This is a genomic window from Sphingopyxis indica, from assembly GCF_032879645.1.
Taxonomy (GTDB): Bacteria; Pseudomonadota; Alphaproteobacteria; order Sphingomonadales; family Sphingomonadaceae; genus Sphingopyxis; species Sphingopyxis indica.
Map to the genome: position 1 here is coordinate 1735000 of NZ_CP076394.1, position 13337 is coordinate 1748336.

At 66.3% G+C, this 13337-nt stretch carries 9 protein-coding genes; 8 read left to right on the forward strand and 1 reads right to left on the reverse strand.

What is annotated here, in order from left to right:
• Positions 1-43: 43 nt before the first annotated feature.
• Positions 44-1159, reverse strand: coding sequence for an SPOR domain-containing protein (locus KNJ79_RS08180; RefSeq protein ID WP_317153528.1), 1116 nt, complete (start codon positions 1157-1159; stop codon positions 44-46).
• Positions 1160-1427: 268 nt separating this feature from the next.
• Here KNJ79_RS08180 and KNJ79_RS08185 point away from each other — a divergent pair, with 268 nt between their 5' ends.
• The 8 genes from KNJ79_RS08185 to KNJ79_RS08220 all read left to right on the forward strand — a co-directional run bounded on the left by KNJ79_RS08185 (position 1428) and on the right by KNJ79_RS08220 (position 13131).
• Positions 1428-2150 (forward strand): ParA family protein, encoded by a 723-nt coding sequence (locus tag KNJ79_RS08185; RefSeq protein WP_095386229.1) that lies wholly within the window; start codon positions 1428-1430, stop codon positions 2148-2150.
• A 14-nt stretch (positions 2151-2164) separates the two neighbouring features.
• Complete coding sequence (locus KNJ79_RS08190) at positions 2165-2830, forward strand: hypothetical protein (RefSeq protein ID WP_317153885.1); 666 nt, start codon at positions 2165-2167, stop codon at positions 2828-2830.
• A gap of 46 nt (positions 2831-2876) precedes the next feature.
• Positions 2877-4262, forward strand: coding sequence for an SPOR domain-containing protein (locus tag KNJ79_RS08195; protein ID WP_317153886.1), 1386 nt, complete (start codon positions 2877-2879; stop codon positions 4260-4262).
• 631 nt (positions 4263-4893) lie between these two features.
• A complete protein-coding gene (locus tag KNJ79_RS08200; RefSeq protein ID WP_317153529.1) occupies positions 4894-6144 on the forward strand; it encodes a lipoprotein-releasing ABC transporter permease subunit in 1251 nt (416 codons plus the stop codon).
• A complete protein-coding gene (locus KNJ79_RS08205) occupies positions 6137-6814 on the forward strand; it encodes an ABC transporter ATP-binding protein (RefSeq protein WP_317153530.1) in 678 nt (225 codons plus the stop codon). The genes KNJ79_RS08200 and KNJ79_RS08205 overlap by 8 nt, the downstream gene beginning before the upstream one ends.
• Before the next feature lie 82 nt (positions 6815-6896).
• Positions 6897-7373, forward strand: coding sequence for a glutathione peroxidase (locus KNJ79_RS08210; protein ID WP_317153531.1), 477 nt, complete (start codon positions 6897-6899; stop codon positions 7371-7373).
• A 65-nt stretch (positions 7374-7438) separates the two neighbouring features.
• A complete protein-coding gene (gene dnaE / locus KNJ79_RS08215; protein ID WP_317153532.1) occupies positions 7439-10930 on the forward strand; it encodes a DNA polymerase III subunit alpha in 3492 nt (1163 codons plus the stop codon).
• Positions 10931-11526: 596 nt separating this feature from the next.
• Complete coding sequence (locus KNJ79_RS08220; protein ID WP_317153533.1) at positions 11527-13131, forward strand: long-chain fatty acid--CoA ligase; 1605 nt, start codon at positions 11527-11529, stop codon at positions 13129-13131.
• The last annotated feature ends 206 nt before the right edge of the window (positions 13132-13337 follow it).

Genomic DNA, 13337 nt, shown 5'->3' on the forward strand with positions numbered 1-13337 from the left:
AGGTGCTCGAACGATTTCGCCTAGAGCCCTGACGGCCGCCTGCCTATTTATCGACGACGAGGCAGGGCTGGCCGCCCTTTTGCATCGTGGCGCAGAAATCCACGGCTTGCGCCTTGCCGGCAAAGCCACCCGCCTGAAGCCGGGTCAGCTTCGCGCTCTTGACCAGAAGCGGCTCGCGGCTCGCGACCGAGGGATATTTGGCGGCGAGGCGTTTCCACAGGTTGCGCGCGTTCGCTTCGACGCCGAAAGCGCCGAGCTGGGCGCGCCACGGGCTGGCGGGCGCGTTCGTTGCGACTTTTGCCGGGGCCGCTGCCGTCGGAACTGGAGTCTGGACGGGAGCGCTCTTGGCGGGCAGCGGACCGCTGGCGGGCGGCGCGGGATAGCTCGTTCCCGGTGTGGCCGGTTTTGCGGCATCCGCGCTCGCCACCTTGGCGGCGGCGGTCGCCTCGGAAGCGGCATCGGCCGCCGCCTGTGCTGCGGGAGAGAGCGGGGCCGACGGCGCTACTGGCACCGGCTTGATGGCCGACGACGCGGGTTTGGGCGCTGCAGGCGTCGCGGCGGTCGTCGCGGCGAGGCGCGCGCGCTGCTCGCTTTTCTCCATTTCGGGGAGCATCGCGAGGCCGCGCTGGCGCTGTTCGAGCGGGATGAGCCCGTCGAGCTGCGCGAGCCGCGCCGATGCGATCTGCAATCCCGCATCGCTCGCGCGCTTGGTCAACGCATAGGCGAGCGGCCAGTTTTCGGCGGCGAGGTCGCCATTGAAATGCGCCGTGCCGAGGACATATTGCGCGCGCGGTTCGCCGCGCGCCGCCGACGCCTCGATATAGGGCATCGCCTCCTGCCGGCGGCCAGCGGTGAACAGGACGAGGCCCAGATTGTCCTCGGCCTGCAAATGACCCTGTTTCGCGGCGCGGCGATACCAGCTTTCGGCCTGCGCCAGATCGGCGGGAACGCCGCGGCCGAGCTTGTAGGCCTGGCCGAGATTGAACTGCGCATCGGGGTCCCCGGCGAGCGCCAGCGGCCGCCACTCGGCGACGGCGCTCTGATAGTCGCCCTTTTGCCAGGCATCGACGCCGGCCTTCACATCCGCCAGCGCGGGTGCGGCAAGCGCGGCCGCTGCCGCGGCGGAGAGGATGAAAGAGGCGGTGCGGAACGAACGCATGGCTATCTCCAATGACGGGCGTCGCCCCGGCCGGACCCGGGAGCGATCGGCAGTCCCCGCGGCTCCCTAAACGCATAATGGCTAACAGGCTGTTATCGAAAGCCGAGGGTGACGTCGATTTCGGTCCATTATGGGACAAGTCCGTCCTAACGGCGCGTTTACCATGGACGTGGGGAATCCGTTCACGCTCTTTTTATCATCGTTAACTCAATTTTAGCGGCCTGCGTGCCACTTCTCCCGGCGAATTTGGATTTTCAGGGGGACAGTCGTGCGCGTTCTGGCATTGGCTTCACAAAAGGGCGGGTCGGGTAAAACGACCCTTTCGGGCCACCTCGCGGTACAGGCCCAACTCGCCGGCGCTGGCCCGGTCGTGCTTATCGACATCGACCCGCAGGGATCGCTCGCCGACTGGTGGAACGAGCGCGAGACCGATCTTCCCGCTTTCGCGCAGACCACGGTCGCGCGGCTTGCCTCCGACCTCGAAATCCTGCGCCAGCAAGGCTTCAAGCTCGCGGTCATCGACACGCCCCCCGCGATCACCATGGCGATCCAGAGCGTGATCAGCGTCGCCGAACTGATCGTCGTGCCGACGCGGCCGAGCCCGCACGACCTGCGCGCCGTCGGCGCCACCGTCGACCTCTGCGAGCGCGCCGGAAAGCCGCTCGTCTTTGTCGTCAATGCGGCGACGCCCAAGGCCAAGATCACCAGCGAGGCCGCGGTCGCGCTGTCGCAGCACGGCACCGTCGCGCCGGTCACCCTGCACCATCGCACCGACTATGCCGCGTCGATGATCGACGGGCGCACGGTGATGGAGGTCGATCCGAACGGACGATCGGCCGACGAAATCCGGCAATTGTGGACCTATATGAACGACCGGCTCGAAAAGAATTTCCGCCGCACCGTCTTCGCATCGCCGCTGCCGACCCAGGGCAATTACGGCGCCGTTCGTCCGATGGGCGGGGGCTTCGGCCGCCGCATCGCCGGCCAGTAAGGGGAGGGAAGATGATGGGCGAACCCAAACCTCTCGCATCGCTGAGCGCCGGTCTTCTGGCTCGCAAGGGCGGCGCGCGGCCCGCCATGCGCCGCCAGCCGCTCGGCAGCGGCCCCGGACCGCTCGCGGGAGCCGGCTATGACGACCTCGGCTGGAACGACATGGGCTATGACGTCGATCCTGATCAGTCGGAACCGGCGCACCTCGTCGACCTGAAGCCGCTGATGCCGGGGTCGGTGCTGGCGCACAATCTTTCCGCCGAACAGGCGGTCGACGACAGCTTCGAACCCGAACTCGCGCGCGACGTGACCGAGGCCGAACCGGTCGCGGCCCGGGAAGAGCCGTTCGTTTCCGAAGCGCCGCCGGTGCCCGAAGTCGTTCGCCAGCAGGAATCGCTGATCGACCGCGTCGCCGCGGTGGCGCGCGAAGTCGAGCGGCGCCCTGTGCAGAAAGCCAAGGCACCGCGGTCCGTCCGCGCCCGCGAAAAGGCCGCCTTCACGCTGCGCCTCGACGCCGAGCGCCATTTGCGCCTGCGCCTCGCAAGCGCGGTGACCGGCCGGTCGGCCCAGCATATCCTGACCGATCTGCTCGACGACTATCTCGCCGCTTTGCCCGAAATCGACGCGATGGCGAGCCGCTTGCCGGCGACGCGTCCGGTGCGCCACGCGGCAAAGGGCTGATCGGGCGCCGCACGAAGCGCCGATGTCACAAGGGGGGACCTTGACGATGAATCGCAACCTGCTGACCAAAATCGCCGTTTCGGGCTTCGTGATCGGCATCGCCGCCACGGGCTGCAGCATGAACAAGATCGCCATGGCGCCGTCGGACACGCTCGGCAAGCCGCAGACCGCGTCCAGATCGGCCGACAGGGCGCGCGAGGCGCTCGAGGAGGGCAAGGTCAGCAAGGCGGTCGCGCACGCCGAAGCTGCCGTTTCGGCCAGCCCGCGCGATGGCCATTATCGCGCGCTGCTGGGTCAGGCCTATCTGGGCGACGGCCGTTTCGCATCGGCCGCAACCGCGCTCGGCGAGGCGATGAAACTCGGCGCCGGCGACAGCAACACGGTGATCGCGCTCGCGCTCGCCAATATCGCGCAGGGCAAGCCCGCCGCGGCGGTCGAGCTGCTCAAAAGCCACAGCGACATTGTGCCGGCATCGGACGCCGGTCTCGCGCTGGCGCTCGCGGGCGACACGCAGTCGGCGATCTACGTTCTCACCGGCGCCGCGCGCCAGCCGGGGGCCGACGCCCGCACGCGCCAGAATCTCGCGCTTGCCTTCGCCCTGTCGGGGCGCTGGGCGCAGGCGCGCGTCCTCGCGTCGCAGGACCTGCCGCTCGACAAGCTCGAAGGCCGCATGGCCGAATGGTCGAAACTCGCCGGGCAACCCAGACCCGAAATGCGCGTCGCCAGCCTGATCGGCACCGAGGTTCGGGCCGATTCCGGTATGCCGGTGCGCCTCGCGCTCAGCAATTTTCCGGCCGACACGCAAATGGCCGCCGCCGAAGCGCCCGTTCAGGTCGCGAGCGCCGACCCCGCGCCGGTCGAAAGCTTCGCGCCGCCGCCGCCGGTCCAGCTTGCAAGCGCCGGCGACAGCGCGATCCGCACGGTCGAACTGCCGATGCCGCGGCGCGACGCGAGCGGGGTCGTGCCGGTGACCGAATTGCCGGCGCCCGCGCCGGTGATCCGCGCCGAATCGGAAAACTACCGCCACGCTCCGCGCGTCGCGGGCGCAAATGAAAGCGCCCTGGTCGCGCGCAAGGCCTCCGAACTCGCCGCGCGGATCACGCCGCAGCTGTTCAATGCGAAGGCGCCGTCGGGCTGGGCGGTCCAGCTCGGCGCCTATGACAGCCTGGCGGTCGCCAAGGAAAAATGGGGCGCGATCCAGAAGCGCAACCGCACGCTCGCAGCCTTCCCGGGCGCGAGCTATGCCGCGGACGTCAAGGGCCGCACCTTCTATCGCCTGACGGTCAACGGCCTGAAGAGCCGCGCCGATGCGCTGAGCCTGTGCGACGAGCTGAAGGCCGTGGGGCAGGCGTGTTTCGTGCGCGAAATGGGCGGCGACGAGGCGATCCAGTGGGCGGCCAAAGCCGGCCCGGTGCGCCTCGCCTCGCGCTGAGCGGGTCGTTCGAGGAACAAGGGAGGGCGCGGCTCGCGGGCCGCGCCTTTTCTTTGGGATTGAGCGGCGTGGCGGCTTCCGGGCGGGAGGGGTCGTTCATAAGCCCCTCCTCTTCAGAGGAGGGGTTGGGGGTGGTGGCGCGCGGCAGCGCGCAAAACGTCTAGCACCACCCCGCTGCGACTAGCGAGCAAGCTCGCAAGTCTCGCTGCCCCTCCTCTGAAGAGGAGGGGTTTTGTCCGACGTCCGCTAACCACCCCGATCCAGACATTCGTGAAGCGGCGGCATCGCCCCGAATCACAACGCCCGGGCCTCGTTGCCGAGACCCGGGCGCCTGTGACGAACGTCGCCATCCCCCTATATGCAGGCCAGGCGAATGGCCTGCACTCCCTGGAGCCGGGCCTTTGGGCCGCGTTGAACCAGAACCCTAGGGCTAGGGCGAAGGATGCACTTTGTCACCCTTTGGGACGCGCGTCGTGATCCTTTTGCCGCGCCCTGTGGCGGATCGGCAACATAATCTGCGAATCATTCGCAACAGGCACTTCTTCGCCGCCGCCATTGCCAGCGCCGTATCACGCCCCTAAAGCGGGCGCATGTGTCACCATGCACGCGTTCTGAAGGACCGGCCGACCCGATGATTCTGCGTCCTTACGAACGGGCCATCTTCAAACGCTATATGCTGCCGCAGCGCGGCGAAGGGTTCATCTTCGTCGCCGCCGCCTTCAGCTTCATCGCGGTAACGCTGGGCGTCGCCGCGCTCGTCATCGTGATGAGCGTGATGAACGGCGTGCGGTCGGACCTGTTCGACAAGATCGTCGGATTGAACGGCCATGCCGTCGTGCAGGGCTTCGGCGGCCGTCTCGACGATTGGCGCGACGTGCTGAAGGAAGCGAAGGCGACCCCTGGCGTCACTTCGGCGACCCCGATCATCGAACAGCCGCTGCTCGCGACGTCGAACGGCCGCGTCGAGGGCATATTGGTGCGTGGGATGCTCGTTCCCGACATTCGTAGCAACAATACGCTCAACGCCAAGGTGTTGCAGGGCAGCCTCGATACGCTTTCGCCCGGCTCAGGCAATGTCGCGATCGGCAGCGAACTGGCGCGCAACCTGGGCGCGCAGGTCGGGTCGACGATCAGCATCATCAATCCCTCGGGCCGCTCGACCCCCTTCGGCACCACCTATCGCGAGATCGCCTATCGCGTGTCGGCGGTGTTCGAGATCGGCGTCTATGACTTCGACAAGGCCTATGTGGTCATGCCGATGGAGGATGCGCAGCTGCTTTTGCTGTCGGGCGACCAGGTCGGGATGATCGAGGTGCAGACGACCGACCCCGACAAGGTCGGCGCGATATTGGAGCCGCTGCGCGAAAAGGTCGCGGCGCAGGCGGTGATTTCGGACTGGCGGTCGATGAACAGCAGCCTGTTCGAAGCGCTGTCGGTCGAGCGCGTCGCGATGTTCGTGATTCTGTCGCTGATCGTGCTCGTCGCGGCGTTCAACATCGTGTCGTCGCTCATCATGCTGGTGCGCGCCAAGACGCGCGACATGGCGATCCTGCGCACGATGGGGGCGCCGCGCGATTCGGTGCTGCGCATTTTCATGGCGATCGGCCTGTCGATCGGGATCGCGGGCACCGCGGTCGGCATGGTCATCGGCTTTTCGCTGCTCTATTTCCGGCAGGGCGTGCTGCGCGGGGCCGAATTCGTCACCGGCCAGCCGTTGTGGGACCCGTCGATCCGCTTCCTCGCCGAGCTGCCGTCGAAGCCCGACCCGTTCGAGATCGTCGGCATCGCGGTGATGGCGGTCGTGTTCAGCTTCCTCGCGACGCTCTATCCCGCGTTCAAGGCGGCGAACACCGATCCGGTGCAGGTGCTGCGCTATGACTGACGCGACGCTCGAACTCACCGGCCTCAAGCGCAGCTTTACCCAGGCCGGAGTGCGGATCGACGTGCTGCGCGGGATCGACGCGGTGCTGAAGCGCGGCGAGATCGTCGCGCTGCTCGGTCCGTCGGGATCGGGCAAATCGACGATGCTGCAAGCCGTCGGCCTGCTCGAAGGCGGCTTCGAAGGCACGATCCGCATCGACGGCGAGGACGTCACGCGGCTGGGGCAGGGCGAGCGGACGAAGACGCGGCGCGAAAAAATCGGTTTCGTCTATCAATTCCATCACTTGCTGCCCGACTTTAATGCGATCGAGAATGTGGTCTTGCCGCAGCTGATCCGTGGCGCCGGGCAGGCCGAGGCCGAGGAGCGCGCCGCCGACCTGCTCGGCCGGCTAGGTCTCGCCGAGCGGCTGCATCACAAGCCGAGCAAGCTGTCGGGCGGCGAGCAGCAGCGCGTCGCGGTGGCGCGCGCGCTCGCGAACCGGCCGCTGCTGGTGCTCGCCGACGAGCCGACCGGCAACCTCGACGAACATACCGCCGACCGCGTGTTCGAGCAGTTCATCAAGCTGGTGCGCGATCATGGCTCGGCGGCGCTCGTCGCGACGCACAATGAGCGGCTCGCGGCGAAGATGGACCGCGTGTGGCGCTTGCACGAAGGGCGCATCGAGGCGTAGGCTGCCTCCTAAGGTCTGTCATCCCGGCCTTCGCCGGGATGACGATTGGATGTAGCCGGCCTTGCGTTGGGGAGAAAATGTCATGGCCCTCTACGATCTTTCGGCCAAGCTGCCCGGCGGCGGCGCGCAATCGCTGGCGGATTATCGCGGCAAGGTGCTGCTGATCGTCAACACCGCGTCGAAATGCGGCTTTACCCCGCAATATGAAGGGCTGGAGGCGCTTTATCGCGACTATAAGGATCGCGGTTTCGAAATCCTCGCTTTCCCGTGCAACCAGTTCGGCGCGCAGGAGCCGGGCGATGCCGAGGAAATCAAGAATTTCTGCTCGCTGACCTATGACGTCAGCTTTCCCCTGATGGCCAAGATCGACGTCAACGGCGACGATGCTGATCCGATCTTCAAGCATCTGAAGAAGGAAAAGAGCGGATTGCTCGGTAGCGCGATCAAATGGAATTTCACCAAATTCCTGGTCGACCGCGACGGCAAGGTCGTCTCGCGCCACGCGCCAACGACCAAGCCTGAGCAGCTCAGGAAAGAGATTGAGGAATTGCTGGGCTAGCCGCCAATGACGATTTTGTGAAACGAGCCATGGTCGAATCGCAGGCATCGCGTTAGCGTCCCTCCATGGCCTACTGCCCCTTCGTTCCGCTTCGCGTCTTTTCCAGCTACACGATGCTCGAAGGGGCGATCGACCCCAAAGCCATTGCAAAGGCTGCGCGCGAGCGGGGGTTTCCGGCGGTCGCGGTCGCCGACCGTAACGGGCTCTATGGCGTCATGGCCTTTGGCGAGGCGTGCAGGGCTGCCGGGGTGCAGCCGATCGTCGGCGCCTTCCTCAGCATCGCGCGGCCGGGGCAGCGGCTGGCCAACGGCGCGCCGCTGATCGACTGGCTCGCACTCTATGCGCAGGACGAGGCGGGCTATAATAATCTCTGCGCGCTCGTCTCGGCAGCGCACCTCGACCGGCCGATCGAGCAGGAGCCGCATGTCGCGCTGTCGGCGCTTGCGGGCAGGACCGACGGGCTGATCTGCCTGACCGGCGGCGGCGAGGGCGCGCTCGCGCGGCTGCTCGCCGACGAGCAGAAGACCGCGGCCGATGATTATGTCGAGCAACTCGAAGCCTTGTTCGGCGGACGGCTCTATATTGAACTCTCGCGGCGCGGCGACGCCACCGAAAAGGCGGCCGAGGCGGCGCTGATCGACCTGGCCTATGCGCGCGCGCTGCCGCTGGTCGCGACCAATCCCGCCAATTTCGTCGAACCGCAATTCCACCCCGCGCACGATGCGATGCTGTGCATCGCGCAGTCGGCCTATGTCGAAAGCGAAGACCGGCGCGCCTCGAATCCCGAGGCGTGGCTGAAACCCGCCGAGGCGATGGAAGATGCCTTTTCCGACCTGCCCGAAGCGATCCGCAACACGCTCGTCATCGCGCAGCGCTGCGCCTTCATGGCGCCGAAGCGCAAGCCGATCCTGCCGAGCCTCGCGGGCGACCGCGAGGGCGAAGCAGCACAGCTCAAGGCTGACGCCCACGCCGGGCTCGAGGCGCGGCTCGCGCTCTATGAGGGGCTGACCGCCGAGGAGCGGCAGGCCTATGTCGAGCGGCTCGATTTCGAGATCGACGTCATCACCCAGATGGGTTTTCCGGGCTATTTCCTGATCGTCGCCGATTTCATCAAATGGGCGAAGGCGCACGATATTCCGGTGGGGCCGGGGCGCGGGTCGGGCGCGGGCAGCGTCGTCGCCTGGGCGCTGACGATCACCGACCTCGATCCGCTCAAGCTCGGCCTGCTGTTCGAGCGCTTCCTCAATCCCGAGCGCGTGTCGATGCCCGACTTCGACATCGACTTCTGCGAAACGCGGCGCGGCGAGGTAATCCGTTATGTGCAGGAAAAATACGGCCGCGATACGGTCGCGCAGATCATCACCTTCGGAAAGCTGAAGGCGCGCGCGGTCCTGAAGGATACCGGCCGCGTGCTCCAGATGAGCTATGGCCAGGTCGACCGGCTCGCGAAGCTGGTGCCCAATCATCCCACCGATCCCTGGACGCTCGAGCGCGCGTTGAACGGCGTTTCGGAGCTGATGACCGAATATAAGCAGGACGACGGGGTGCGCCGGCTGTTCGACATGGCGCGCCAGTTGGAAGGTCTGCCGCGGCACAGTTCGACCCACGCGGCCGGCGTGGTGATCGGCGACCGCCCGCTCGACCAGCTCGTCCCGCTCTATCGCGACCCGCGCTCGGACATGCCGGTGACGCAGTTCGATATGAAGTTCGTCGAGACCGCGGGGCTGGTCAAATTCGACTTCCTCGGCCTCAAGACGCTTTCGGTGCTCAAGGAAGCGCGGCGATTGCTCGCGCTGCGCGGCATCGACGTCGATCTTGACACGCTCGCGTGGGACGACCCGGGCGTATACGAACTGCTCCAGCGCGGCGACACGGTCGGCGTGTTCCAGCTCGAATCCGAAGGGATGCGGCGCACGCTGTCGGCGGTGAAGCCGACCAATTTCGGCGACATCATCGCGCTCGTCGCGCTCTATCGCCCGGGGCCGATGGACAATATTCCGCTGTTCGGCGCGCGCAAGAACGGGCGCGAGCCGATCGCCTATCCGCACCCGCTGCTCGAAGGCATCCTCGCCGAAACCTATGGCATTTTCGTCTATCAGGAACAGGTGATGCAGGCGGCGCAGATCCTGGCGGGCTACAGCCTCGGCGGCGCCGACCTGCTCCGTCGCGCGATGGGCAAGAAGATCCAGGCGGAGATGGACGCGCAGCGCGAAACCTTTGTGAAGGGTTGCGGCGAACATAATGGAATCGAGGCGAAAAAAGCGAATGAGCTGTTCGACTTGATCGACAAGTTCGCGGGCTATGGCTTCAACAAGAGCCATGCTGCGGCCTATGCGCTGCTCGCTTATCAGACCGCGTGGCTGAAGGCGCATCATCCGCATGAATTTTTCGCAGCCTCGATGTCGTTCGACAGCCACCAGACCGACAAGCTGTCGATCTTCATCGACGATATGCGGCGGCTCGACATCGCGGTCGCGCCGCCGTCGGTGAACGAGAGCGAGGCCGATTTCGCAGTGAGCCAGACCGATGAAGGACTCGCGGTGCGCTACGCGCTCGGCGCGCTCAAGGGCGTCGGCGAGAAAGCGATGGAAGCACTCGTCGCCGAACGGCGCGCGCGCGGCGATTTCGCGAGCCTCGACGATTTCGCGAGCCGCATCGACCCGAAACTGCTCAACCGCCGCCAGATCGAGGCACTTGCCGCCGCGGGGGCCTTCGACGCGATCGAGCCCGACCGGCCGCGCGCCTTTGCCGGCGCCGAGGCGCTGCTCGCCTGCGCGAACAGTTCGGCGCACGAGCGATCGACCGGGCAGGGCGGATTGTTCGGCGGCGACGTCGACCTCGCACCCGTGCTCCAGCTTCCCGCGGCCGAACCGTGGACGCTCGCCGATCGGATGACCCGTGAGAAGGAGGCATTCGGCTTTTATTTCTCCGCGCACCCGGTCGAGCAATATGAGGCCATCCTCGCGGCGCGCGGCGCGCGCACCTATGGCGACATCTGCGAAAATGTCGAAATGACGCCGGGCACGCGCGTCCCGATGACGATGGCGGCGATGGTCGAAAGCGCGCGCGCGCGCGTCTCGCAGCGCGGCAATCGCTTCCTCAACCTGACGCTGTCGGACCGCAGCGGCCAATTCCAGTCGAGCTGCTTCGACGAGGGTGCGGGCAAGATTTTGGAAGCGCTCGCGGCCGAGGGCGGCTGCGCGCTGCTGTCGGTCGAACTCGACTTGCTCGAAGGTGAGGAAACGCCGCGCGTCACGGTGCGCGGTGCGCAGTCGCTCGCCGACATCGCGGCGAGTGCCGCGCTGCAATTGACGTGCCGCGTCGAACAGGCAAGCGCGGTCGCCGAAATGGCGGCGCTGCTCGAACGGCGCGACGATGCGCGCGGGCGTGTGATCCTGACCACCGACGATCCCGACACGGGCGAAGCGATCCGCATCCACCTCGGCCGCACTTTCGCGCTTGGCCCCGACGTCGTCGACCGGCTGCGGCTGGTCGCCGGGCTGATCGATCCGTCGCTGTCGCTCCATACCCCGCGCGATTTCCGGGTTCGAAGCTGAACAGCACCGCCTGCAAAAGCCGAGGCATGGTGGCGGGCTTCGGGCGGGAGGGGGCATAACAAATCCTCCCCGCTTGCGGGGAGGGGGACCGCCGAAGGCGGTGGAGGGGGTTGTCGTCCTGAGGCAGCGCCTGCGCGAGGACGCCACCCCCCTCCGTTAGCCCTGCGGGCTGCCACCTCCCCGCGAGCGGGGAGGATCGTAACGCTCTCCCAAGCGGGCATCGCCTTCAAAAAAGCCTTTCCTACATTATCCGGCTGTGCCAGCCTTCACCCGGCTCTTTCATCTGGTGGATAAAAGCGGTCGCTGCCTAGTTCGCGCGTGCGGCCGCGGCGAGGCGCGCGCGATGCGTTCGGCAATCCTCCCGGTCCAGATCGGGGGACGCAATGGGCTGACCTTTCCTGAACTTTGGAACCCGGGCCGCGACGACGAAAGACGGCATGACGGATATCCACCCCGAAGCTGCCATTGCCAGCCGGGTTTCAATCGGCATGCTTCGCCAAAGGGGGAAATTCGTTCCCGACGGAGAAAGCTTTGCCCCTTGCGTCCGCGGCACCGACCACCCTATCCACAAGCCAAACAACAAAGAGGATGCCGATATGGGAATGCAGGGCCAGCCGCTGCTCGTCACCAGCCTGATCGACCACGCCGCGCGCGAACATGCCGGGCGCGAGATCGTGACGCGCTGGGCCGATGGCAGCATGACGCGATCGACCTGGGGTGAGGTAGGCACCGATGCGCGGCGTTTCGCCGCCGCGCTCACGAAACTCGGGATGAAGAAGGGGGACCGGATCGCGACGCTCGCGATGAACCACGGCCACCATCTCGTCAGCTGGTACGGCACCGCCGGGATGGGCGGGGTGCTGCACACGGTGAACCCGCGCCTGTTCGACGAACAGCTCGTCTATATCATCAACCATGCCGGGGACCGGATGCTCTTCTTCGACGCGGCCTTTCTGCCGATCGTCGAGCGACTGCGCGACCAGCTCCCCACCGTCGAACATTTCGTGCTGTTCGACGCGCCGGCGCGCGAGGGCTACCTCTCCTACCGCGATCTGGTCGAGGCCGAGGACGGGCGCTTCGAATGGGTCGAACTCGACGAGAACGATCCGGTCGGTCTCTGCTACACCAGCGGGACGACCGGCAATCCGAAGGGCGTGCTCTATGAGCATCGCTCGAACGTCATTCACGCGATCACCGAAATTCAGCCCGACGTTTTCGACCTGTCGAACCGCGCCGTGGTGCTGCCGATCGTGCCGATGTTCCATGCGAACAGCTGGGGCGTGCCCTATGCCGCGGCGACCGTGGGGGCAAAGCTCGTCTTTTCGGCAACCAACGACGCGCAGGTGCTCTGCGACCTGATGCACGATGAAGGGGTGACGCACAGTGCGGGCGTCCCGACGGTGTGGATCGCGATGTTCGCGCATATGGACGCGACGGGGATCGGTTACGGCAAGCTCAGGCGCGTGATCATCGGCGGCTCGGCGGCGCCGCGCGCGATGATCGAGCGCTTCATGCGGGCCGGCATCGACGTCGGCCATGCGTGGGGCATGACCGAAACCAGCCCGATCGGGACGATGGGCAAGCGCCCGTGGAACTGGGACGATATGAGCTTCGACGAACAGGTCGACATGGTCTGCCGCCAGGGCTGCCCGCCCTTCGGCGTCGAGCTGCGCATCGTCGATGACGAGGGCAGCGAACTGCCGCGCGACGGCCGGACGAGCGGGCGATTGCAGATCCGCGGGCCGTGGATCATCCGCCGCTATTTCCGCGCCGATGAAGATGCGGTCGATGAGGGCGACTGGTTCGACACCGGCGACGTGTCGGTGATCCACCCCGACGGCGTGATGCAGATCACCGACCGCGCCAAGGACGTCATCAAGTCCGGCGGCGAATGGATCAGCTCGATCGAACTCGAAAATGCCGCGGTCGGCGCGCCGGGGGTTCAGGAAGCCGCAGCGGTCGGCGTCTATCACCCCAAATGGGACGAGCGGCCGATTCTGCTGATCGTCAAGAAACCCGGCGCCGATGTCGGCGAGGCGGACATCCTCGATTATCTGAAGGACAAGGTCGCGAAATGGTGGCTGCCCGACGAAATCGTCTTCGTCGACGAGCTGCCGCACACCGCGACGGGCAAGATTCTGAAGCGCCAGATCAGGGATGATTACAAGGATTACAGGCTGAAGTCGTTGGCGGAGGCTTGAACCACCCGTCGCCCCAGCGAAAGCTGGGGCCGCTAGAGCATGATCCTCTTTCATTGAAACGCGTATGCTCCCGCGAAGGCGGGAGCCCATCTGCTGCTGGTGCCAGCTTGAACCGGCCGGAGATGGGTCCCCGCCTTTGCGGGGACACACGCCCATTGCAAGCGCTCCACTCAAAGTTGATCGCGCTCTATCGTTTCAGCACGATA